This window comes from Clostridium sp. CM039 (assembly GCF_055081075.1).
Genome location: NZ_CM143649.1, coordinates 2,872,061 through 2,896,907, shown reverse-complemented (window position 1 = coordinate 2,896,907; position 24,847 = coordinate 2,872,061). Strand labels below are relative to the sequence as shown.

The following is a 24,847-nucleotide window of genomic DNA, read 5'->3' as shown; positions in this document are numbered from 1 at the left end:
TATATTCTCAATCTGGTGATTATGGCATGAAGGTAACACCCGTTCCCATACCGAACACGAAGGTTAAGCTTCAATGCGCCGATGGTACTGCAGGGGTGACCTTGTGGAAGAGTAGGTTGTCGCCAGGTAATGTGGCTGGATAGCTCAGTCGGTAGAGCAGAGGACTGAAAATCCTCGTGTCCCTGGTTCGATTCCTGGTCTAGCCACCAAAAACGTCTTAGATAATTCTAAGACGTTTTTTTTAGTTGGAGTGATATATTTATAAATTTTCAATTTGCCAATCGATGTTTTTTTCGCCTACCGAAGTTAAAAAATTATTAGCATCAGAAAAAGGTTTACTATTAAAAAAACCTCTATATGCGGATAATGGGCTTGGGTGAACAGACTTTATTATGTAGTGTATTGGATTTGTTACAAGAGATTGTTTTGTCTGAGCATTGTTCCCCCATAAAATAAAAACTATAGGCTCTGTTTTCTCGTTTAATAAAGCAATGATTTTGTCCGTAAAATGTTCCCAACCTTTATTTTTATGTGAATTAGCCTCTCCGGATCTAACAGTAAGAACGGTATTTAAGAGCAGAACACCCTGATCAGCCCATTTCTTTAAATAACCGTGATTAGGAATATAACAGCCTACATCATTATTTAATTCCTTATATATATTTAATAAAGAAGGGGGAATGGGTACATTTGTTTTTACAGAAAAACTTAAACCGTGAGCTTGGCTAGGTCCATGGTAAGGATCTTGACCAAGTATAACAATTTTTACATCATTATATGCCGTATATTTAAGTGAATTAAATATATCCTGCACTTCAGGATATATTTGCGCCTTTTCATATTCTTCTTTTAAAAAATATCTTAATTTTAAATAATAATCTTTATTAGATTCTTCTAATAAGAGCTCGTTCCAATCATTTACTAAATTATTCATAAAATCACCTCAATTAAGTGTAACATAAATGCATTTATTTTCATAAAATAAGTTGTTATTTTCATTGTATAAATTATAAAAATATAGGATGGTACTTCTGCTTGTTTTAAGTGTTAAATGGTATATAATAATAGAAGAAGATACAAAAATATATGGTACAAACCAATTAATAGCTGTTTTGTATTTCAGAGAAAGACAAGGAGATAGTTTATGAAAAAGGTATCTAGCACTGATTTTAAAGATTTATTTAAGAAAATAGTTCTTATTATTTTAGGCACTTTTATTTTAGCGGTTGCAATAAATTTATTTATAATTCCAAATAAGCTTCTTAGTGGAGGGCTTTCAGGAATAGGGCTAATGTTACAGTATATTTTCAATCTTCCAATGGGTATTACATTATTGATATTTAATATTCCACTTCTTATATTAAGTATATTAAAAATAAATAAGAAATTCACTGCATTTACGATATTGGGGACCATTTCGCTATCGGTTTGTTTAATGCTTACCTCATCTTTAAATAATGTTCTTGCTCCTGTTGAAGAGTCTTATAGACTTCTTTACTGTATATATGGCGGGATACTTTCAGGTATAGGGACTGGAATTGTTTTTTCTAATGAAGGATCTACAGGTGGTATGGATATTTTAGCTATATATGCTAAAAAGAAATATGATATAGAAATAGGTATAATGAGCTTTACAATAAATTTCTTAATTGTAGCTGTTGGATCTGTATTATTTAATTTTAAAGTTGGATTATATACTCTGATTTCTATGTATATTACGGTGGCTGTTATGGAAAAAGTTATGAATGGATTAAACCGACGAAAAATGCTTTTAATAGTATCAGAAAAAGAAAAAGAAGTAAGTGATGCGATAATGAGTAATTTTAATAGAGGAGTAACTATTTTATATGGAGAAGGCGCATATACTAAACATAGAAAAAATATAGTGTATTGTGTTGTTTCATTGGGTCAACTACCACAAATTAAGAGAGTAATAAAAGTTATAGACCAAGAAGCTTTTATTTCTATAATTGATATAGCTGAGGTTGAAGGTAATGGATTTAAAAGCCCTATAGGTTAATATTGCAGCTCCGTAGGAGATGATTTAATATAATGAAAGCATGTAATTAGTTACATGCTTTCATTATATTAAAAGGATAGTTAGTAAATATTAATTTATATGATTTGTAATAGTTTAGTAATAAAACAATGGTAAAAAGGGAAATACTAAATATGTGATGTAAAAGCTAACATAAAAAACAATATAGTATTAAAAAAATTTAGATGTTGAATTCTACTTATATTAATTAACGAGGAGATGTATTTTTATGAAGATAGTTAAGGTAAGAAAAAATGCAGACGGAGATATCACAAATGTATTAACTAGTACAGGTGAAGAATTGGATGTGAGTAAGGTTGTAGCGTTAGCAAAGAGGGGAACAGTAGAATCGGTGATTGTTGGTAAAAATAGAAATGGGAATGATGTTATAAGGTCATCACCCAATAGTATCACAGAAGACAACTTAGATAATCTTCCGAATTTTTAATGACATTTTAGAAGGAACGTCCCCCTCTTGTATAAGAGGGGGTTACGGACTATAATAAAGAAAAAACTTCAGTGGCAGTATAAATTTTCTTCTGAAGTCGTCGATGCATCTTCTGCGAAGCAGTTGCAGCACCGCAGGTGATTATTTAATATAATAGTTGCAAGTCCTCTTTATTGAGTTTTTTCTTAATGTAGAGGGCTTACACTTTATTTATAACTAAGTATAATGTGATGAAGCTGGTATATTATTTGGTGTATAAAGGTATACTATTCCTAGTGTGTCAGTACAAAAGAAACTTAACATATAATAGCATTATAAAGAATACTGTATATAATTGTCGTATGAAAGAAAAAAATGAAATATTATGTTTTTGAAAGATGATATTATATTAATTGTCGCTGCGGTTCAATAGTGATGAAGCAAGAAAGATTAAGAAGAATAACAGTTAAAAGAATTAAAAAAACTGTTGACAACTTAAGATATAACAGATATAATAGTAGAAGTCATCACATGATGACAAAGCAAATTGGTCTTTGAAAATTAAACAGAGAAATAGGTAAAGATAGCGAAATAATATTTCGTTAAACCAGTTAATTACTTTAGTATAAAGTAAAATTTAGTCGTAAGACTAAAAAGTATGTAATGAGCTTGCGTAACAACTTAACAGTTGTCGCAGATTAATCATTTCAACTAAAAAAGTGTAAACTTTTAAATTGAGAGTTTGATCCTGGCTCAGGACGAACGCTGGCGGCGTGCCTAACACATGCAAGTCGAGCGATGAAACCTTTCGGGGTGGATTAGCGGCGGACGGGTGAGTAACACGTGGGTAACCTGCCTCAAAGAGGGGAATAGCCTCCCGAAAGGGAGATTAATACCGCATAATATGTTTTGGTCGCATGATCGAAACATCAAAGGATTTTTCTTCGGAAAATTCCACTTTGAGATGGACCCGCGGCGCATTAGCTAGTTGGTGAGGTAACGGCTCACCAAGGCGACGATGCGTAGCCGACCTGAGAGGGTGATCGGCCACATTGGAACTGAGACACGGTCCAGACTCCTACGGGAGGCAGCAGTGGGGAATATTGCGCAATGGGGGAAACCCTGACGCAGCAACGCCGCGTGAATGATGAAGGCCTTCGGGTTGTAAAGTTCTGTCTTCTGGGACGATAATGACGGTACCAGAGGAGGAAGCCACGGCTAACTACGTGCCAGCAGCCGCGGTAATACGTAGGTGGCAAGCGTTGTCCGGATTTACTGGGCGTAAAGGATGCGTAGGCGGACATTTAAGTCAGATGTGAAATACCCGAGCTTAACTTGGGTGCTGCATTTGAAACTGGGTGTCTAGAGTGCAGGAGAGGTAAGTGGAATTCCTAGTGTAGCGGTGAAATGCGTAGAGATTAGGAAGAACACCAGTGGCGAAGGCGACTTACTGGACTGTAACTGACGCTGAGGCATGAAAGCGTGGGGAGCAAACAGGATTAGATACCCTGGTAGTCCACGCCGTAAACGATGAATACTAGGTGTCGGGGGTCGAACCTCGGTGCCGCCGTTAACACATTAAGTATTCCGCCTGGGGAGTACGATCGCAAGATTAAAACTCAAAGGAATTGACGGGGGCCCGCACAAGCAGCGGAGCATGTGGTTTAATTCGAAGCAACGCGAAGAACCTTACCTAGACTTGACATCCCCTGCATAACCCAGAGATGGGCGAAGTCCTTCGGGACAGGGTGACAGGTGGTGCATGGTTGTCGTCAGCTCGTGTCGTGAGATGTTGGGTTAAGTCCCGCAACGAGCGCAACCCTTATCATTAGTTGCTACCATTAAGTTGAGCACTCTAGTGAGACTGCCCGGGTTAACCGGGAGGAAGGTGGGGATGACGTCAAATCATCATGCCCCTTATGTCTAGGGCTACACACGTGCTACAATGGTGAGTACAAAGAGATGCAAGACCGCAAGGTGGAGCCAAACTCAAAAACTCATCCCAGTTCGGATTGTAGGCTGCAACTCGCCTACATGAAGCCGGAGTTGCTAGTAATCGCGAATCAGCATGTCGCGGTGAATACGTTCCCGGGCCTTGTACACACCGCCCGTCACACCATGAGAGTTGGTAACACCCGAAGTCCGTGAGGTAACCGTAAGGAGCCAGCGGCCGAAGGTGGGATTGATGATTGGGGTGAAGTCGTAACAAGGTAGCCGTAGGAGAACCTGCGGCTGGATCACCTCCTTTCTAGGGAGTAGATGTATTGACTTCGGTCGATGCAATAGAAGAATATTAATTTGTTCTTCAAAAATATCTATTGTAATTAATCGTACCTAGTTCTCTGTTTAATTTTGAGAGACTAATTTTATCTAACTCTTAGGAGTTAGATAATGAATAGTTTTTCTTAAAATGTTCTTTGAAAATTGCACAGTGAAAAAAGTTGTTTTAAAAAAATTAAAACTACGCAAGTAGTTTATAAATTAATTTAATACAATTTCGCAAAATTAATATAACCGTCTATGTAAATAGACAGAATCAAGGTCAAGCTACAAAGGGCGCATGGCGAATGCCTTGGCACTAGGAGCCGAAGAAGGACGCGTTAAGCTGCGATAAGCTTTGGGTAGGCGCAAATAGCCTGTGATCCAAAGATTTCCGAATGGGGGAACCCACATAGTAACAACTATGTACTGCATACTGAATAAATAGGTATGCAGAGGTAGACCCGGGGAACTGAAACATCTAAGTACCCGGAGGAAGAGAAAGAAACATCGATTTCCTAAGTAGCGGCGAGCGAAAGGGAAAGAGCCCAAACCCAGGTCTTTGATCTGGGGGTTGAGGATAGATCATAAATACTGCAATTCCTTAATTGAAGATAGCTGGAAAGCTGCTCCGCAGAAGGTAATAGGCCTGTAAATGAAAAGGAAAAACAGTCAGATCTAATCCAGAGTACCACGAGACACGTGAAACCTTGTGGGAAGCTGGGAGGACCACCTCCCAAGGCTAAATACTACCTAGTGACCGATAGTGAAGAAGTACCGTGAGGGAAAGGTGAAAAGAACCCCGGAAGGGGAGTGAAATAGAACCTGAAACCGTGTGCCTACAACCGGTCGAAGCACTTTATATGTGTGACGGCGTGCTTTTTGTAGAACGAGCCAACGAGTTACGATATGTAGCAAGGTTAAGTACTTAAGGTACGGAGCCGAAGGGAAACCAAGTCTGAATAGGGCGCATAGTTGCATGTCGTAGACCCGAAACCGGGTGACCTATCCATGGCCAGGATGAAGCGGAAGTAAAATTCCGTGGAGGTCCGAACCACGTTGGTGTTGAAAAACCATGGGATGAGCTGTGGATAGCGGAGAAATTCCAATCGAACTCGGAGATAGCTGGTTCTCCTCGAAATAGCTTTAGGGCTAGCGTCGATTAATTGAGTAATGGAGGTAGAGCACTGAATGGGCTAGGGGCTGACAACAGTTACTGAACCCTATCAAACTCCGAATGCCATATACTTTTATTTCGGCAGTCAGACTGCGAATGATAAGATCCGTAGTCAAAAGGGAAACAGCCCAGACCATCAGCTAAGGTCCCAAAGTGTAAGTTAAGTGGAAAAGGATGTGGGATTTCTAAGACAACTAGGATGTTGGCTCAGAAGCAGCCACTCATTTAAAGAGTGCGTAATAGCTCACTAGTCAAGAGATCCTGCGCCGAAGATGTCCGGGGCTAAAACTTACCACCGAAGCTATGGGTGTACACAATTGTGTACGCGGTAGAGGAGCTTTCTGTACTGGCTGAAGTCATACCGTAAGGAGTGGTGGACGGTACAGAAGTGAGAATGTTGGCATGAGTAGCGAGAGTTAAGTGAGAATCTTAACGGTCGAAAACCTAAGGTTTCCTGAGGAAGGCTCGTCCTCTCAGGGTTAGTCGGGACCTAAGCCGAGGCCGAAAGGCGTAGGTGATGGACAATCGGTTGATATTCCGATACCACCAATGGACGTTATTAGAAATGGGATGACGCAGGAGGATAAGATGTGCACACTATTGGATGTGTGTCTAAGCATTTAGGCGGAGCAGACAGGCAAATCCGTTTGCTCTTAACGCTGAGATGTGATGGGGAAGGGAATTTATTCCTGAAGTATCTGATTCCACGCTGCCAAGAAAAGTCTCTATCGAGGATATTGGTGCCCGTACCGCAAACCGACACAGGTAGGTGAGGAGAGAATCCTAAGACCATCGGAAGAATTGTTGTTAAGGAACTCGGCAAATTGACCCCGTAACTTCGGGAGAAGGGGTGCCTACGTAAGTAGGTCGCAGAGAATAGGCCCAAGCAACTGTTTAGCAAAAACACAGGTCTCTGCTAAAGCGAAAGCTGATGTATAGGGGCTGACGCCTGCCCGGTGCTGGAAGGTTAAGGGGATTACTTAGCGCAAGCGAAGGTATGAACTTAAGCCCCAGTAAACGGCGGCCGTAACTATAACGGTCCTAAGGTAGCGAAATTCCTTGTCGGGTAAGTTCCGACCCGCACGAATGGCGTAATGATTTGGGCACTGTCTCAACAACACATCCGGCGAAATTGTAGTGCAAGTGAAGATGCTTGCTACCCGCGATTGGACGGAAAGACCCCGTAGAGCTTTACTGTAGCTTAGCATTGAATTTCGGTATTGTCTGTACAGGATAGGTGGGAGACTGAGAAACATGGGCGTCAGCCTGTGTGGAGTCATCCTTGGGATACCACCCTGACAGTACTGAGGTTCTAACTGGAGGCCATGAATCTGGTCACAGGACATTGTTAGGTGGGCAGTTTGACTGGGGCGGTCGCCTCCAAAAAAGTAACGGAGGCGCCCAAAGGTTCCCTCAGCGCGGTTGGAAATCGCGCGAAGAGTGCAAAGGCAGAAGGGAGCCTGACTGCGACACTTACAAGTGGAGCAGGGACGAAAGTCGGGCTTAGTGATCCGGTGGTACCTCGTGGGAGGGCCATCGCTCAACGGATAAAAGCTACCTCGGGGATAACAGGCTGATCTCCCCCAAGAGTCCACATCGACGGGGAGGTTTGGCACCTCGATGTCGGCTCGTCGCATCCTGGGGCTGAAGTAGGTCCCAAGGGTTGGGCTGTTCGCCCATTAAAGCGGCACGCGAGCTGGGTTCAGAACGTCGTGAGACAGTTCGGTCCCTATCCGTCGCGGGCGTAGGAAATTTGAAGGGAGCTGTCCTTAGTACGAGAGGACCGGGATGGACAAACCTCTGGTGCACCAGTTGTCACGCCAGTGGCATCGCTGGGTAGCTATGTTTGGAAGGGATAAACGCTGAAAGCATCTAAGCGTGAAGCCCACCCTGAGATGAGATTTCCCATAACTCGCACGTAAGTGCGGTGTTAGTAAGACTCCTGGAAGACCACCAGGTTGATAGGTTAGAGGTGTAAGCATGGTAACATGTTCAGCTGACTAATACTAATAAGTCGAGGGCTTGACCTAAATAATTAGAAATAACGCGAAGCTTCGGACGTAAGGAAGAAGACTAATTCACTGTGCAATTTTCAGAGAATATTTATATTCTCAATCTGGTGATTATGGCATGAAGGTAACACCCGTTCCCATACCGAACACGAAGGTTAAGCTTCAATGCGCCGATGGTACTGCAGGGGTGACCTTGTGGAAGAGTAGGTTGTCGCCAGGTAAACATGGTTTACTAGCTCAGTTGGTAGAGCACATGACTTTTAATCATGGTGTCCGGGGTTCGATTCCCCGGTAAGCCACCAGAAAGTACTTCTTTATGAAGTGCTTTTTTTTTATTTCCATTGTTCCGACATATTATGAAATATTTTCGATTTTTTTAATTCTCCTTGTCTACTATATACTATAGACATTAATTCATAAATCTCTGGAATACTTGGATCGGTGGATAAAACCACTTTTAAAGTATCTAATGCTTTTTCTAAGTTATTTTCATTTATTAAATATTTTATAGTAATTATTTGGTGTTCAATATTTTTATCATAGGTATCATCTTTTGTAGTCAATTCAGCAAGAATAGTTTTAATCTTATCTGTAGTAAAAGGCTTCTGTAAATAAGTAATTGCCCCAAGTTTAGTACAATCCACTGCATTTTTAACTGTGGCAAAAGCTGTCATAATTACTACTGGAGCGGTTATTCCTTTAGTTCTAATTCGTTTTAGAACTTCTGTGCCACTTATTTCGGGCATTTTAATATCTAAAAATATTAAATCTACGGGCACAGTATCAATTAATGATAAAGCTTCATGGCCATTAGTAGCCATCAAAACTTCGAAATTGTTTAGTTTAAGGTAAATGCCTAGCAACGTACGAATATTTTTTGTATCATCTACAACTAAAGCTCTTTTCATAGCAGTCCTTCTTTCCCAAGTGAAAAATTGTATTATTAAACATATAGAGCTATAATTTTAACACTTAATGGTGTAGAATTATAGCTTAATTTTAGTTGAGTAAGGATTTTAAATAAAATAATAATCCTGATAATATTCTCATCTGTATTTTTAAGTTTATATATTACTTTTATTAATTATAATTAACTACAAGTGAATACTTTAACATGTAAAATATGTGTTATATGCAAATTATAGATAAAAACACACTGTACTTCTTTTAAGTAAGTTATATACTCAATTATGGAGTTAGTACTATGAGGAAAATGAACAAAAACGAATGTAAACAAAGAATAGAATTGCTAGATTTCTTAAACCACATATAACAGGTAGGAGAATGATTTTAAGGACAGTTATGCAAAGTTGCATTACTTCCTATAATTGCTTAAAATATGCATATGGTATTTAAATTTAATAGTAAATTCATATTAACTTACTAAAAGTAGTTTTAAATTCAGCTATGGTTTTTTTAAAAGAAATTTAAGTAAGGAGAACATACTATGTATATTGTAATAATAGGTTGTGGTAGATTAGGTAGCGGACTTGCTATGGAATTGTCTAATGACGGTCATGATGTGGTAATAGTGGATAAACATGCGGAAAATCTAGAGAGACTTAGAAGTGGATTTAATGGAATTAGAATTAAAGGAGTGGAGATAGATAATGATATATTAATAGACGCGGGAATAGATAAAGCAGATATATTTTTAGCTATGACTCCAGCAGATAATATAAATATTATGGCTAGTCAAATTGCAAAGGATATATTTAAGGTGCCTAAAGTAATAGCTAGAATTTTTGATCCATCAAGGGAATTTATTTATAGAAAACTAGGACTACAAACTATAAGTCCAACTGAAGTAAGTATAAATATAATTAAAAACAAAATAATAGATAAAAAATCAGATGCATTATTGATATTAAATAATGATATATCAATAGAGGAGATTACAATAAACAGACTTAGAATTAATAACATTTTAGAAATAGAAGATAAGTTTAATTGTAGGATATGTGCAGTTTCCAAAAAGGGGGAACTTATTATACCAAATGGAAATGAACTATTGGAAAAGGGTGACAAAATAATTTGTAGCATAAATAAGGAGAATAAAGAAAAGTTAGTAAAGGCAATAATGAAGGAGAAACTTAGATGAGAGCAATAGTAGTTGGCGGTGGGAAGGTAGGATACTATCTTGTTAAAGCATTAAAAGAAAAAAAACATCAGGTAGTGTTAATAGAAAAAAACACAAAAATTTGTGAAAAGGTTGCCGAAGAACTCGAAGTAGATGTAATATGTGGGGATGGCTCAGATGTTGAAGTATTAGAAGATGCGGATATAGAGCAAGCTGAAGTTGTAGCTGCAGTAACGGGAAAAGATGAGGAAAACCTGGTAATATGTCAGATGGCTAAAGTAAACTTTAATATTAATGAAACAATAGCTAGAATCAACAATCCTAAAAATACAGCAATTTTCGAAGCGTTAGGAGTGGATAAGACTGTATGTAGCACACAAGTAATTTGCAATTTGATAGAGGGTGAATTTAATAGCGAACCACTGAAAATTATAGAAAGCATTAATAAAGGAGAAATGACATTAGTAGAAGCAAAAATAGATAAAAGAAGCGCATGGAAAGATAAATCAGTAGAGCAGTTAAATATACCTAAGGAATGTGTAATACTATCAATAATAAGAAGTGGGGAAGTAATTTTTCCAAGAGGCTGCGTAGATATAAAAGAAGGTGATAAAGTACTTATTATCACAAATACAGATAAAAAAAATGATGTAGAAAAATCTATAATTGGAGGGTAAATATATTATGACTAATAAAAAAATTGTATGCGGAGTAATTACAGAGATAGGATATACATTAACATTTTTATTTATTTTATATGGCATTAATATGATTTTAGCAAGGTGATTATATGAAAAAAATAACAAAAAACTTTGATGATTTTAAAATAATAAATTTTTATGTAGGCTATGTAATAATGGGAACTGCAAGTTTAATGTTGATACCCATATTGATCTCATTGATATTTAAGGAATGGAGCGCGCTTTTAGATTTTATTATTAGTATAAATATAGCGATTAGTTTAGGTATAGTTCTTATGTTTACAGGTAAAGACAAGGTTGATAAAGTAAGGTTGCAATGGAAGCATGGGTTAATTATTGCATCTAGTTCATGGATTATATTAACTTTGTTATGTGCGGTGCCTTATGAGCTCAGTGGAAATACAACATCTCTCTTAGATGCATGTTTTGATGTTATGAGTGGATTTACAACCACAGGGGTCCTACTTATTCAAAATCTTGACCATCTTTCTCTAGGATTAAATATGTGGAGACACATTCTTACCTTTGTTGGAGGCCAAGGCATGGTGGTACTAGCTTTAAGTTTTATGGTAAACCATACTTTAGGTGCTTACAAAATGTATGTTGGTGAAGGTAAGGATGCTGAACTCGTACCTAATGTAAAAAACACAGCAAGAATTATATGGAAAATAAGTATTGTGTATTTAATTGTAGGTACTACTATGCTTTGGATTAATGGAATGTTTATAGGTATGCAGCCTGTAAGTGCTTTCTTTCATGGATTATTTATTTTTATGTCTGCATGGAGTACTGGTGGATTTGCACCAATGTCTCAAAACATTCTGTATTATCATAGTCTTTCCTATGAGTTATTAACAATGATTTTCTTTGTCATTGGTTCTTTAAATTTTGCATTACATTATGCAGTATGGCAAGGTAATAAAAAAGAAATATTCAGGAATATTGAAACACAGAGTTTTTTTATTACAGCTTTAATTATTTCTTTTTTTACAGCGTTAAAACTAACAAATTCAGGTGTATATAGTAATGGTATATCGGTTTTCAGAAAAGGTATTTATAATGTATTATCAGCGCATACAACTACAGGGTTTGGTAATCTTTATGCCAGACAGTTTGCAACTGAATGGGGCGATTTTCCTGTGGTTATGCTTATAATAGCCATGCTTATAGGTGGATCAGCATGTTCTACGGCAGGTGGGTTTAAAGGATTAAGGGTAGGATTGGTTTTTAAAAGTATAATTGCAGAGGTAAACAAATTATTAAATTCTGATAGAAAAATAAAGGTGTTTAAATTCCATCATATAAAGGAAATTATCTTAGAGGATGCAATGGTGAAATCTGCTTACCTAATAATAATATTATATATAATATTATTTTTTATAGGTACTGCGTTGGGAACCTATTATGGATATCCAGTGCTCAGTTCAGCTTTTGAAGCTGCTTCAGTTACAGGAAATGTAGGATTATCCATTGGGATTACGGCGCCTACAATGCCTACTGCAATGAAGGTATATTATATAATTGCAATGTATTTAGGAAGATTAGAATTCATATCTGTGTTTGCGTTAATAGGAGTCACATTTGGAGGCATAAAGAAATTATGGTTAAGACTTTTAAAACAATAATAGTAGTGTGTATTTTGGCTTTTTCTTTTTCAATAACATGTATGGCAAAGGAATATAGTAATTTTAATGAATTAATCGAAAATAGCAAAAATATTGATAATAGTAAAATTACATTAAAGGGTGAAGCTATTGGTGAATGTATGAATAGAGGTAAATATTCATGGGTAAACATCAATGATGGAAGCACAGCTATGGGAATATGGATTAAATCTGAACAAGTTCAAAGTATAAAAAAATTTGGTAAGTATGGTTATAGGGGAGATATAGTTAAGATAAATGGAACTTTTAATAGGGCTTGTAAGGACCATGGTGGGGATATGGATATCCATGCAAGCTCGGTTAAAATTATAGAGCCTGGGCACAAAGTAGCAATCCCTATAAGTAACAATAAAAAAGGTATAGCAATAATATTAACAGTCATCACACTTGCTTTAATTTTTTCATATATAAAATTTACTAAAAGCACTTCAAAGTGAAATGCTTTTTTTAGAACTTTAAAACTAAAACTATTTTGTCCATACTAAGCATAGTACTAGATATCCTTTTTAAGTAATGGATTATTCAAGATTAGCATTGCTAATTAAGAGGCATTTAGGATAGTCATAGTTTAAATAAACGATATTTAGATATATTAGGAAGGTGATGTGGAGTTTGAAGAAAGGTAAATTTGATGAGAAGTTTTTCAAAATTTCTAGTGAATATGAATATAGTGATTATGAAGAAATCAAACCTAAAACAATAATGATTACCAATGTGGTTAAAACTATAGTAATTATGAGTTTAGCCACTGTAATATCTCTGATATTTAGAAAAATTGGGTTACATGAATCAAATGTAATAATAGTATTTATTTTAGGTGTATTATTCGTATCAAGAAGTACTGATGGATATGGTTATGGTATACTGGCCGCGATAATTGGAGTGCTATCATTTAACTTTTTATTTACGGTGCCATATTATACCTTTCTAGCTTATAGAGCTGATTATCCAGTAACTTTTATTATAATGCTTATAGCAGCAATTATTACAAGCACTTTAACTTCAAGAGTTAAGTCGCAAGCTAAGATATCTTATATACGTGAAAATAGAATGCAAATTTTATATAAAATTAATAAATCATTGCTTACGGCAAGAAATAAAAAACAAGTAGTTGAGTTTTGTGGCGATAATTTAGTTGATATGTTTAACAGAAATATTATGATAGCTATAGTAGATGATAAAAATAATTTGCAACAGCCAAGTGAATATATGCTTAATCGAGAATATAGTAGGGGTATTTTTAGGTCAGATATAGAGGTTGGAGCAATTGAAAAATGCTTTAAAACAGGCAAATCAGTTGGCATTGAAGCTGAAATTTCCTTAAATAGTATTGGATATTACCATCCCATTAAAGGACAAAATAGGATTCTTGGAATTATTGGCATCGCATGTTTAGAAGAAAATGTGTTATCAAAAAATGAAAAGATCCTTCTAGAGTCCGTTTCTACACAAATCGCTTTAGCTATTGAAAGAGAAGAGTTATACGAAAAGAAAAGACAGATAAATTTAGAGACTGAGTCGGAAAGGCTTAGGGGCAATATTTTAAGGTCAATTTCGCATGATTTAAGAACTCCGCTAACAGGAATATTAGGGTCAGTTTCTACTATTAGTGATAATTATGATGTACTTGATAATGATACCAAGAAAGAACTTCTTGAAATAATTTATGAAGATACAAGCTGGCTTATACATTCAGTTGAAAATATATTAAGCATGACACGGATAGATGAAGGTAAGCTTGAAATTAAGAAAGATGTGGAGATTGTTGAAGAAATTGTTGCTGAATCTATATCGAGAGTTACAAGGTTTTCGGGAAGTCATAATATTAAGATTGAACTACCAGAAAAAATGGTTATATTATTTGTAGATGGATTATTAATAGAACAAGTGTTTATTAATTTGATTGATAATGCCATCAAGTATTCACAGAGTGATTCTATTATAGAAGTTAAAGTTACAGAAAAGGAAGATAGTGTGGTTTTTGAGGTATCAGATAATGGGAAAGGCATACCAGAAGAAGATATACCAACTATATTTGATAGGTTTTATACCAAGGCTAAGGGTAATTCCCTAGAAAAACGAGGGATAGGATTGGGACTTGCTATTTGTAAGTCTATAATAGAAGCACATGGTGGATATATGGAAGCTTTAAATAACTCTTCTGGTGGGGCGACTTTTAGATTTAGTTTACCTGTAATAAGGAGTGATGGCAGTGGATATGAAGCCTTTGATTTTAATAGTTGAAGATGATAAGCCTATTAAAAAATTTATGAAAATTTCGCTTGAAGCACAGGGATATAAGTGCATTGAAACTGAATTTGGGAATGCGGCTATAACACTTATTTTTTCACATAATCCAGATATAATAATTTTGGACTTAGGGTTACCAGATATTGATGGACTTAATGTTATTGAGAAAGTAAGGGAGTCTACAAAAGCTAGGATTATAGTTGTTTCAGCTCGTGGACTTGAAAGGGAAAAAGTTGAAGCCTTAGATAAAGGTGCAGATGATTATTTGACCAAGCCTTTTAGTGTAGCAGAGCTTTTAGCTAGAACTAGAGTGGCACTTAGACATTTTAATGGAGAGAATAAGTCACAAAACGATGTGCAGTCAGTATTTAAGGTGAAGGATTTAAAGATAGATTTTGAAAAACGTAAAGTTATAATTTTAGATAAAGAGATACATTTAACACCAATGGAATACAAACTAATTGAGCTAATGTCAAGATATGCAGGACGTGTGTTAACTCATAAATATATAGTTGATGAGATTTGGGGAAGTTATTTTGAAAATGATACACAGTCTCTTAGGGTATTTATGGCTAATATAAGAAGAAAAATAGAGAGGAATCCTGCTCAGCCTCAGTATATCATAACGGAGGTTGGAGTAGGGTATCGTTTAGTAGATGAATAATATTTCAGAGATGAAGCTTTTGGCTTCATCTTTTTTGCTAAAAAATAAGACGTAACTTAAAATATTAACATAATCTTTATACATCAGGATTTATCTTTATACTTTCTTAATATCAAGTTCATGGTGATTTTGATAAGATATAATTATAAATATAAAGTGAAAGGATAACCTGGGGTGATTATATGTTAACAAATAGTAATGAAGAAAGTTCTTTTCAAAATAATATAAAAGAAGCTATTAATGAAATAAAGTCAAATAAATATGATCTAGCACATATGTATCTATATGCAGCTATGATTCAAAATGATCATTCGGCAGAAGTGTACAATTTACTAGGAGTTATTTCAGAATATAAAGGCGATGCAGCTATGGCGTGTAAATACTATAGAGCGTCATATGTGTTTGATCCAACTTATAAACCAGCAGATAGAAATTTAGAGAAATTAACTTCATTTTTTTATATATTTAATGAAAAAAATATAGATTACGGAGATAATATGGAGAAAGAAAATCAAACATCATATTTTAATAGTTATAAGGGGGTACGTGTTGGACATTTTAAAAATAATGAGACCGGTACAAAGTCAAGGTGCTAAATAGTGTTTACAATTCAGGGAGTATCTAAGGTGATCGATTAACCACTTCAGAGGGAGAATTTAAATCCCCTGAAGTTTTTTTATGTCTTATAGAAATATAAATAGATGTTGAATAAGGGTGTTTAATTAATAATACCTTACAGGAAAATTAACTAAACTCATCTAGAGTATAATTTTAAAGGGTTGTATATTAATAAAAGTTGTTTCTTCCTATATAATCCATTGAGAAAATAACATTATTAGCTTAAAATGATTATATATATTAACATAAGAAAAAAAGGAGTGTGTTGTTTTGTTCCAATCCATAGTTGACTTTTTTGCTAAAGACAAAATACAAGAGGTTTTTAATGATTTAACATCCTATAAATTAAAATATGTAGGAATAGCTATCGCAGTTTTCGCATTATTTGTATTGTTAAAAAAAATATTCGCAAAATATGTATTCAAAATAATATTAAAACTTGTTAATAAAACAAAATTTGAAACAGATACAAAAATAGTGGCTGCTTTCCAAAAACCTGTAACTAACTTTTTTGAGGTATTAGGATTTTATTTTGCTTTTAAAATTTTAATTATCGCAGGAGTTCCAATTGATAGCTCATTTATAGAAAAGATTTTCAGTTCTGCTGTAATAATTTTAATTTGTTGGGGACTATATGATCTTACTGGAGAATCTTCTCTGCTGTTTGAGAGAATGCATAAAGCATATGATGTAAAAGTGGATAAAATATTATTCCCATTTATATCAAAAACGTTAAGAATGATGCTAGTAGCGTTAGTTATTACCATAATTGCTGAGAAGTGGGGATATAACATTCAAGGTTTTGTTACTGGGCTTGGGTTAGGAGGATTGGCTTTTGCATTAGCAGCTAAAGATGCGGCATCCAATGTTATTGCAGGTATGTTTATAATATTAGATAAGCCTTTTACTATTGGAGATTGGATTAATAGTGACACATTAGAAGGTAGCATAGAGGATATTTCGTTTAGGACTACTAAAATAAGAACTGTTGATCAAGCATTAATAATAGTGCCTAATTCAAAATTAACTAATGAGGCTGTAACCAATTTTAGCAGAAGGGGTAAACGAAGGGTTAATTTGAATTTAGAATTAACTTATAGCTCTAGGGAGAAATTAGAGATTTGTGTGGATAAGATTAGAAATATGTTAGAGAATTATTCACAGGTTAGTAAGGGAGGCATCCTTGTTACATTTGATAAATTTAATGCAACTAGTTTAGATATTTTAATATGTTTCTTTACTGATACACCAGATTTTGATGAATATTTTAAAATAAAAGAAAATGTTAATTTTAATATACTGGACATTTTACAGCAAGAGGGAATTTCAATGGCTTTCCCAAGCACAAGCGTTTACGTTGAAAAATTACCTAGTATAGATAAAGAAAAAAAAATTGAATTAGTTAATAAACTTCAAAAAAAACTTTAGGACTTTACCCTAGAGCTTTTGCAGGATAATGATATTTTCAACAATTCCTTCTATAACATAACCATCAGCTATTATCGAATTTTTTACCTTGCTTTTATCAGAATAGCTATTTGTTCACCAAAAATATACAAAACAGTAAGTGATATTTAACTGGTAATCTAGTATTTAGTGGGGAATAATGTTATAATAGTAATGATGATAGTTGCTTTATTTTAGTTTAATTATATTATATAATTTAGACTAAAATAAAGTTTTTTTTATAAATGAACAGATAAGATGTTTATTGTCTGAATTTTTGGAAATGATTAATAATAAGCTTTTTATTTTTAATAAGTAAAATTAATTATTGAAGGACTATATATTATATAGTGGTTTCTGAGGAGGAATTTATTATGGCAATTAGTTTAAAAAAGGGTCAAAAGGTAGATTTAACGAAAGCTAATCCAGGCCTTAGTAATGTTATTGTTGGACTTGGATGGGATACTAATAAGTATGATGGTGGAGCTTCCTTCGATCTAGATGCAGCGGCTTTCTTAGTTGGAGCAAATGGGAAAGTAACATCTGATAATGATTTTATTTTTTATAATAACCCAAAGGACTCAGCAGGGTCTGTAACACATTTAGGAGATAACAAAACTGGTGATGGTGATGGTGATGATGAACAAATTAGAATTGAACTGAGTAAAGTGCCATCTTCTATTGAGAAGATTAACTTTACTGTAACTATTCACGAAGCTGTTCAAAGATGCCAAAATTTTGGACAAGTATCTAATGCATTTATAAGAATTCTCAATGAAAATAATGATAATGAATTAATAAGATATGATTTAAGTGAAGATTATAGTATTGAAACCGCAGTGGTAGTAGCAGAACTATATCGTAACAACGGAGAGTGGAAGTTCAGTGCAATAGGAAGTGGTTTTGAGGGTGGATTAACTGCGCTTTGTAGTAACTTTGGAATTAGTGTAGATTAAATGGCATTGAAAATGATGATAAACAGCATTAAAAATGATGATAAACAGCATTAAAAATGATGATAAACAGCATTAAAAATGATGATTAATAGCATAAGAAATGATGATTAATAAGGAGGAATAATTATGACAATTAACTTAAGTAAAGGTCAAAAAATAGATTTAACTAAAACTAACCCAAGTTTAGCTAAAGCAGTTATAGGACTAGGCTGGGATACAAATAAATATTCAGGTGGAGGAGATTTTGATTTAGATGCTTCAGCCTTTTTAGTAGGTTCAAATGGAAAAACCAATAATGACCTAGACTTTATATTCTATAACAATTTAGAGCATTCAACAGGAGCTGTTATACATACCGGTGATAATAGAACTGGAGAAGGCGAGGGAGACGATGAACAATTAATCATTGAATTTTCTAAAGTACCAACAGACATTGATAAAATTGCAATTACAGTAACTATACATGATGCAATAGCTCGTGCACAAAATTTCGGCCAAATTTCTAATGCGTTTGTTAGAGTGGTAAATGAAGAAACTAATGAAGAAATCCTAAGGTACGACTTATCAGAAGATTTTTCAGTAGAAACTGCATTAGTATTTTGTGAAATATATCGTAACAATGGAGAATGGAAATTTAGTGCGACAGGAAGTGGATTTCAAGGTGGATTAGCAGCCCTTTGTAAAAATTACGGTCTTGATGCATAGAAAGCAATATGATATTTAAATTAATCAGTGGATAAATATTCACTGAATATTTAAAGGGGATGACAAAATGGGTATAAATTTACAAAAAGGTCAAAAGATAAATCTTACAAAAGATAATCCTGGGTTAAAAAAGACAATGGTCGGACTTGGATGGGATCCAGTGGAGCGAGCATCTAAGGGATTGTTTGGAGGCTTATTTGGTGGAAAGCAAGCACAAATAGATTGTGATGCTTCTGTGCTAATGCTTGATGAAAATGATAAGCTAAGAGGAAAAGAAAATATGGTTTATTTCGGGAACTTAAAAAGTAAATGTGGTAGTATTCAGCATATGGGAGACAATCTTACTGGAGATGGTGATGGAGATGATGAGCAAATTATGGTTGATCTGTCAAGCATACCTCAAAATATAACTAAGTTAGTTTTTGTGGTTAATATCTATGCGGCAGTTCAGCGTAAACAACATTTTGGTATGATACAAAATGCTTTTATACGTTTAGTAAATCTAACGGACAATAAAGAGATGCTTCGTTTTAACTTAACAGAAGAATATTCTGGTAAAACTGGGTTATTCGTTGCAGAAATTTATCGCAATAATGGAGAATGGAAATTTACAGCCGTAGGAGAAACAGATGCTTCATCTGGCTTAGGTGAAATGATAAAAAGATACCAATAGACAAACTGGGTTTAAATAGATTATAGATAAATGTAGATATATTTATATACATTTATAGATATATAGATATATAGATATACTAGTGATGTAGAAAATGAGAGGGTTATCATTTTCTACATTTTAATTTAAAAGAAATTATGTAAATTACAGAAGGGTGGATAACATGAAATATTTTAATAAGCAGATCTCAGAAGTTTTAAAAAGTCTTAAAGTTGATAGTAGTAAGGGATTATCGGGTTCTGAGATTAAAGAAAGACTAGCAAAGTATGGTGCTAACGAATTTACTAAACAAGAAAAGGGATCGATGTGGGATAGTATTAAGGAGGCAATAACTGAGCCTATGATGATAATACTTTTAGCGGCAGCGGTAATTAGTGCATTAGTAGGAGAGTTTAGTGACGCCATTGGTATAGTATGTGCTGTAGCAATAGGAATTGGCATAGGAATTTTCACAGAAGGAAAATCACAAAAAGCTGCAGATGCGCTTTCAAAAATGACAGAAAATATAGAAGTAAAAGCATTGCGTAATGGGAAAATTGTTCAAGTGAATAAAAGTGATTTGGTACCTGGTGATATAGTTTCAATTGAGACGGGTGATATGGTACCAGCGGACGGAAGACTCATAAGTAGTATAGATTTAATGGTTAGAGAGGATATGCTTACAGGAGAATCAGAAGACGTGAGCAAGGATTTCGATGTTATTATAGAAATGGAAAATATACAAGCTAAAGATAAAAATATTGTGCAAGACCCTATTCCAGCAAAACAAACGAATATGGTTTTCGGGGGAACACTTATTGCGTATGGTAGAGCTAGCTTTGTAGTTACTTCCACTGGTGATAGCTCACAAATGGGCGAAATAGCTAAAAATCTTGAAGAAAGTGATTTAGAAACACCGCTTCAAGCAAAACTTGGAGATTTGGGTGCTAAGATTTCAAAAGTATCAAGCGCAATAGCTGCGATACTATTTATAATTATGATTATAAAAATGGTTCTAGCGAATACTATATCACCAGATACTACCGGTGTATTTGCCTTTTTAGAGTCTGTTGGACCAATAAAAACTGCGTTTGTTGTATGTGTTGCTTTAATTGTTGCAGCTGTTCCAGAAGGTCTTCCAACAATGATAAATATGACACTTGCAATAACTATGCAAAAGATGGCTAAGATAAATGCGCTTGTTACTAAAAAAGAAGCCTGTGAAACAATAGGTTCTGTAAGTGTAATATGCTCAGATAAAACAGGTACACTTACTCAAAATAGAATGACTGTAGAACAAGTTTACTTAAATGGCAAGTTCAAAGCAAGAGATGAATTAAGCGATAGAAATAACTATTTTATAGATAACTGTATCGTAAATTCAACAGCAGATATTGAGAAAGCTGATAAAGAAGTAAAATATTTAGGTAGTGCAACAGAATGTGCTCTTCTTTTATACAATGATGCTTGTGATTATGTACAAGAAAGACAAAGCGCAAAAATAGCTCATCAAATTCCATTTAGTTCAAAGCGTAAGAGAATGAGTACGGTTATAGAAGAGGATAAAGGTGCCACAGTATTAACAAAGGGAGCGCCAGAAATTATTTTAGAATTATGCAAATATGAACATATTAATTGCATGGAAGTGGAGCTCGATCAAGCAAGACGAGAAGAAATATTAGATGAAATAGAGAAACTTCAGAGAAAATCTATGCGTGTACTTGGATTTGCATATAGAAATATAAGTGAAGAGGTAGCTATGGCATCCGAGCAAGGCACTTTAGAAAATGATTTAGTGTTTACAGGATTCGTAGGAATAAGAGATCCTCTAAGACTTGACGTTAAGGAAGCAGTAGAAACTGCTAAAAAAGCAGGGGTTTCTACAAAAATGCTTACAGGGGATAACATTAATACCGCCATTGCTATAGGAAAAGAATTAGGATTACTTAGTGGTAAAAATAGGGCAGTAGAGGCTACTTATATAGATACATTATCTGATGAGGAACTTAAAGATGAAATAACTACTATCTCAATAGTAGCACGTTCAAAGCCTGATACAAAAATGAGAATAGTTGAGGCTCTTCAAAGTAATGGAGAAGTAGTTGCAGTAACTGGAGATGGAATAAATGATGCTCCAGCCCTTACAAGAGCAGATGTGGGTATAGCTATGGGTATAGCTGGTACCGAGGTTAGTAAAAATGCAGCGGATATAATTTTAACAGATGATAGTTTTGGGACTATTGTAAAAGGAATTAAATGGGGAAGAGGTATTTATGAAAACTTCCAAAGATTTATTCAATTCCAGATAACTGTAAATATAATTGCATTCTTAACAGCAATTTTATCTGTAGTGTTTGACTTTCAAATGCCATTCACTACAATACAACTTCTATGGGTAAATATTATAATGGATGGCCCACCGGCACTATCCCTGGGACTAGAACCAGTAAGAGATGCTGTTTTAAACAGAAAACCTACAAATAGAAATGCTAGTATTATAACTAAACAAATGTTAAGAAGTATGATTGCTAATGCCTTATATATAACTTGTGTTATCATGATTCAGATGAAATTTGACATATTAGGAACTGGATTCCCTAAAGATGGGATTGCAGGACCAAACGAAATGCAAACAGCATTATTTGCATTATTTGCTTTCAGTGCATTATTTAATGCTTTTAATTGTAGAGAATTTGGGTCAGATAGCATATTTCCTAGCCTTACAAAGAACACTATATTTTTAAAGATAATTATGATTACAGCAGTAACACAAATATTTGTAACTGAAGTGTTTTCAAAATTCTTTAATGCAGTGTCTTTAAGCGCTACTATGTGGTTAAAGATAATCATTTTATCTTCACTTATAATAGTAGTAAATGAAATTGTGAAATTGATTGTGAAGCCTTTTGTAAAAAAAGAACAACAACAAATAGAAGAAGAATCAGAAGAAAAGAGAGTAGCTTAGAAGAGTAGGAATATGAAAATAAATAGACTGGAATACGTACTTATTATTTATTTTCATGTGGACAAAATGATAAATCCCCTATTATTGATTTTAATCAATAATGGGGGATTTAATTTGTTCTAAATAAGGTAAACGTAATATTATTCAATATAGGAACATACTTCATTACGAGAAATATCGTTAATTTCGTGGAATTTTTGATGTACTATATTTAAAATTTCCTCACCTGCAAATATACCAGATTTTTTTGTAATATAGACATTATTATGGAGTGTTTTCTCGAAAAGGTTACTTAGTAATTCTCCGTGAGACGGAACTAATCCATAATTTGAATGTTTAATTAGGGGGTAGTCTAGCAGAGAATCACCAGCAGCAAGGAATATATTTGTATTTTCTAGTTGCATTATATAATTTATAGGATCATATTTATTTATACAATTAGGTACTATATATACCTTTTTACCTTGCTTTGATACGCTGTAATTATAGCCTTTGCAAAATGAAAGTAATACTTCAAAATAATCTAATTCCACTTTCCCATTTGTTATGTTATTAGCTAGTTTGTCCTCATCCACAATAGAGTATATGAATAAATCTTCACAAGTTTTATATGATTTTATAAAATCACTTTCTAAAAAGAAACTGCATAATACTATCATATTCCTAACAGATACAACTTTTTTAAGCTTATTAGAGCTTATATCTGTCCAAGATTTAAGCTCAATACCATTCTTAAGAATGATACCTCCATTGGCTACAACGGCATATTTAGGTTTTATTATATCATAAAAATATTTCATTCGCGTGTATTGCTCTGGGGAACGAGTGGTAACAGGTATAAAAAGCATAATTTCATTTATATGTTCAAGTTTATTGTGCATGGATTTAGTAATAAAACTGCACATATTGTTATTATAAAAGTCAACAGGAAAAAGGTTTTCTTCATTAATTAAGTTACAATGTCTTGAAGAATATATAAGCGTACTATCAAGGTCCGAGGCAAATATCATAAAAACACATCCTTATAGATCTTCTTTTTCCTTAGATTTAATAATGCCACAGCAGGAATAGCACATATCGGTATATATTTCTACAGGAATATCCTTTTCCGCGGCTAACGTAAATATATGCTTTAAATTTGGATTATCAAAGGAGTCAACTAGTATTTTAAAGGGAATTCTTCTTAGAAGTACTCGTGTGGTTTCCCCAATTCCTGGCTTTATAAGATTAATATTATTGATGCCAAATTTATGTCTGATGCTTTCGATGTCGCGAAGTCCTTTGCAGTTTAAAGAATTACCATCAAACTCAATATCTGCGGCAACTTCTGTAACGTTTGGGTCATTCAACAGTTCATATAGATAATTATTATCTAGCTCATCGAAACAGTTACATATTTCATCTATATAGAAATTGGAAACATCAGCGGGCGTTAATTCTTTATAAAATTTTGTGCCGTGAAAATCATCACTGCAAATAAACTTATCATTAAGAACAGTCCTACTTACAAGACCCGAAACTGTAGAATTAAGACAAGCGCTTGGAATTAAAAAATCTTCTCTTGTACCATAAATGAGGGTACAATGAGCGGGGTCCGATAGTACGGCTAGGTCCGAATTCAAGGTTATATTAAACTCCTGCGAATATTCTTTGCAAGCTTTTGTTAATGTATGTTGAATAACCCCTTTACCTGTCCACCCATCAATGAATTGTATCTCTGAGAAGGGGTGATTCTTTAATATATACATAAGTGCATTTTTATCTATGCCTTTATCACGTATTATAGAAATACTGTAATGAGGAGCGGTTATATTATACTTAAACTGTATATATCTTTTAATTAATATGCCAATAGGTGTACCGGCTCTTGCAAGAGAGACTAAAACAATATTTTTACCTCTTTTAGCTATAATTTTCTCGCTTAATATAGAAACTAGAGAAGCTAGTTTGTTTTTTGAATGCTCAAGGGTACTATAGAAAATATCCATGTATCCTTTTGAGGGAGTATATTCTATTGGTAACATTTCTGAATAGTGGATTCCACTTTGTATAGCATTTTCTCTAAATTCATTATCTTGCTCCACTATAAGGTGTGATATGTCTTTAAGAAGAAATACAACATCTTCCGTGCAGTAGCTTCCTGAAAAAATACATTTATTCATTTAAATACACCTCTTTTTTATATTATTTAAGAAACTTAAAAATTATCTGCTGTAATCAATTTAAAAGGGAT

Annotated in this window: 19 protein-coding genes, 2 tRNA genes and 4 rRNA genes; 21 read left to right on the top strand and 4 right to left on the bottom strand. The window is 34.4% G+C overall.

The genetic code is table 11. The features are described from left to right. The first annotated feature begins 11 nt into the window (after nucleotides 1-11). Together rrf (ACWJJ2_RS13365) and ACWJJ2_RS13360 are read left to right on the top strand one after the other, a co-directional pair. Nucleotides 12-128 (top strand): 5S ribosomal RNA (rrf, locus tag ACWJJ2_RS13365). Nucleotides 129-133: 5 nt separating this feature from the next. Next, nucleotides 134-209 (top strand) — tRNA-Phe (locus ACWJJ2_RS13360). Nucleotides 210-259: 50 nt separating this feature from the next. Here ACWJJ2_RS13360 and ACWJJ2_RS13355 read toward each other — a convergent pair. Next, nucleotides 260-934 (bottom strand): uracil-DNA glycosylase, encoded by a 675-nt coding sequence (locus tag ACWJJ2_RS13355; RefSeq protein WP_462953396.1) that lies wholly within the window; start codon nucleotides 932-934, stop codon nucleotides 260-262. A 210-nt stretch (nucleotides 935-1,144) separates the two neighbouring features. Between ACWJJ2_RS13355 and ACWJJ2_RS13350 the strand changes: the two genes are divergently transcribed. The 7 genes from ACWJJ2_RS13350 (at nucleotide 1,145) to ACWJJ2_RS13320 (ending at nucleotide 8,215) form a co-directional block, all read left to right on the top strand. After that, on the top strand, nucleotides 1,145-2,020 hold the full coding sequence (locus tag ACWJJ2_RS13350; protein WP_165415008.1) for a YitT family protein: 876 nt from the start codon (nucleotides 1,145-1,147) through the stop codon (nucleotides 2,018-2,020). 247 nt (nucleotides 2,021-2,267) lie between these two features. Then, complete coding sequence (locus tag ACWJJ2_RS13345; protein ID WP_165415007.1) at nucleotides 2,268-2,486, top strand: DUF3892 domain-containing protein; 219 nt, start codon at nucleotides 2,268-2,270, stop codon at nucleotides 2,484-2,486. 414 nt (nucleotides 2,487-2,900) lie between these two features. Continuing rightward, nucleotides 2,901-3,023: a hypothetical protein gene (locus ACWJJ2_RS13340; protein ID WP_268064038.1), complete on the top strand. Its 123-nt coding sequence runs from the start codon at nucleotides 2,901-2,903 to the stop codon at nucleotides 3,021-3,023. A 172-nt stretch (nucleotides 3,024-3,195) separates the two neighbouring features. Beyond that, nucleotides 3,196-4,713: ribosomal RNA gene (locus ACWJJ2_RS13335) — 16S ribosomal RNA — on the top strand. 292 nt (nucleotides 4,714-5,005) lie between these two features. Continuing rightward, nucleotides 5,006-7,931: ribosomal RNA gene (locus ACWJJ2_RS13330) — 23S ribosomal RNA — on the top strand. 85 nt (nucleotides 7,932-8,016) lie between these two features. Further along, nucleotides 8,017-8,133 (top strand): 5S ribosomal RNA (gene rrf / locus ACWJJ2_RS13325). The 16S, 23S and 5S rRNA genes sit together here with 1 tRNA gene alongside, the layout of an rRNA operon. 6 nt (nucleotides 8,134-8,139) lie before the next feature. After that, nucleotides 8,140-8,215 (top strand) — tRNA-Lys (locus tag ACWJJ2_RS13320). Between the two features lie 30 nt (nucleotides 8,216-8,245). On the opposite strand, the gene ACWJJ2_RS13315 is transcribed toward ACWJJ2_RS13320, so the two are convergent. Then, nucleotides 8,246-8,821 carry a response regulator gene (locus ACWJJ2_RS13315; protein WP_220287447.1) on the bottom strand — a complete coding sequence of 192 codons (576 nt, stop codon included), beginning with the start codon at nucleotides 8,819-8,821 and terminating at the stop codon, nucleotides 8,246-8,248. A 539-nt stretch (nucleotides 8,822-9,360) separates the two neighbouring features. On the opposite strand from ACWJJ2_RS13315, the gene ACWJJ2_RS13310 reads away from it, so the two are divergent. From ACWJJ2_RS13310 to ACWJJ2_RS13255, 12 genes are all read left to right on the top strand, one after another. Beyond that, nucleotides 9,361-10,014, top strand: coding sequence for a potassium channel family protein (locus ACWJJ2_RS13310; protein WP_220287445.1), 654 nt, complete (start codon nucleotides 9,361-9,363; stop codon nucleotides 10,012-10,014). Then, on the top strand, nucleotides 10,011-10,670 hold the full coding sequence (locus ACWJJ2_RS13305; protein ID WP_165413760.1) for a potassium channel family protein: 660 nt from the start codon (nucleotides 10,011-10,013) through the stop codon (nucleotides 10,668-10,670). The genes ACWJJ2_RS13310 and ACWJJ2_RS13305 overlap by 4 nt, the downstream gene beginning before the upstream one ends. A 113-nt stretch (nucleotides 10,671-10,783) precedes the next feature. After that, nucleotides 10,784-12,319: a TrkH family potassium uptake protein gene (locus tag ACWJJ2_RS13300; RefSeq protein WP_462953395.1), complete on the top strand. Its 1,536-nt coding sequence runs from the start codon at nucleotides 10,784-10,786 to the stop codon at nucleotides 12,317-12,319. Then, nucleotides 12,295-12,795, top strand: a complete 501-nt coding sequence (locus ACWJJ2_RS13295) for a hypothetical protein (RefSeq protein ID WP_216304194.1) — start codon at nucleotides 12,295-12,297, stop codon at nucleotides 12,793-12,795. Before ACWJJ2_RS13300 ends, ACWJJ2_RS13295 begins: the two co-directional genes overlap by 25 nt. Nucleotides 12,796-12,970: 175 nt before the next feature. Beyond that, complete coding sequence (locus ACWJJ2_RS13290; protein WP_462953394.1) at nucleotides 12,971-14,602, top strand: DUF4118 domain-containing protein; 1,632 nt, start codon at nucleotides 12,971-12,973, stop codon at nucleotides 14,600-14,602. Continuing rightward, nucleotides 14,571-15,272: a response regulator gene (locus tag ACWJJ2_RS13285; protein WP_462953393.1), complete on the top strand. Its 702-nt coding sequence runs from the start codon at nucleotides 14,571-14,573 to the stop codon at nucleotides 15,270-15,272. The genes ACWJJ2_RS13290 and ACWJJ2_RS13285 overlap by 32 nt, the downstream gene beginning before the upstream one ends. Nucleotides 15,273-15,454: 182 nt before the next feature. Continuing rightward, a complete protein-coding gene (locus ACWJJ2_RS13280; protein WP_462953392.1) occupies nucleotides 15,455-15,868 on the top strand; it encodes a tetratricopeptide repeat protein in 414 nt (137 codons plus the stop codon). 292 nt (nucleotides 15,869-16,160) lie between these two features. Beyond that, nucleotides 16,161-17,318, top strand: coding sequence for a mechanosensitive ion channel family protein (locus tag ACWJJ2_RS13275; protein ID WP_462953391.1), 1,158 nt, complete (start codon nucleotides 16,161-16,163; stop codon nucleotides 17,316-17,318). A gap of 392 nt (nucleotides 17,319-17,710) precedes the next feature. Further along, complete coding sequence (locus ACWJJ2_RS13270; RefSeq protein ID WP_216304198.1) at nucleotides 17,711-18,292, top strand: TerD family protein; 582 nt, start codon at nucleotides 17,711-17,713, stop codon at nucleotides 18,290-18,292. Nucleotides 18,293-18,418: 126 nt separating this feature from the next. Next, nucleotides 18,419-18,997 carry a TerD family protein gene (locus ACWJJ2_RS13265; RefSeq protein ID WP_216304199.1) on the top strand — a complete coding sequence of 193 codons (579 nt, stop codon included), beginning with the start codon at nucleotides 18,419-18,421 and terminating at the stop codon, nucleotides 18,995-18,997. A 67-nt stretch (nucleotides 18,998-19,064) separates the two neighbouring features. Beyond that, on the top strand, nucleotides 19,065-19,670 hold the full coding sequence (locus ACWJJ2_RS13260) for a TerD family protein (RefSeq protein ID WP_216304200.1): 606 nt from the start codon (nucleotides 19,065-19,067) through the stop codon (nucleotides 19,668-19,670). Nucleotides 19,671-19,833: 163 nt separating this feature from the next. Continuing rightward, complete coding sequence (locus ACWJJ2_RS13255; RefSeq protein ID WP_462953390.1) at nucleotides 19,834-22,614, top strand: calcium-translocating P-type ATPase, PMCA-type; 2,781 nt, start codon at nucleotides 19,834-19,836, stop codon at nucleotides 22,612-22,614. A gap of 140 nt (nucleotides 22,615-22,754) precedes the next feature. Here ACWJJ2_RS13255 and ACWJJ2_RS13250 read toward each other — a convergent pair whose 3' ends face one another. Together ACWJJ2_RS13250 and ACWJJ2_RS13245 are read right to left on the bottom strand one after the other, a co-directional pair. Continuing rightward, nucleotides 22,755-23,624: an HAD family hydrolase gene (locus ACWJJ2_RS13250; RefSeq protein ID WP_462953389.1), complete on the bottom strand. Its 870-nt coding sequence runs from the start codon at nucleotides 23,622-23,624 to the stop codon at nucleotides 22,755-22,757. A gap of 12 nt (nucleotides 23,625-23,636) precedes the next feature. Next, a complete protein-coding gene (locus ACWJJ2_RS13245) occupies nucleotides 23,637-24,776 on the bottom strand; it encodes a cysteine protease StiP family protein (protein ID WP_220287432.1) in 1,140 nt (379 codons plus the stop codon). Nucleotides 24,777-24,847 lie beyond the last annotated feature (71 nt).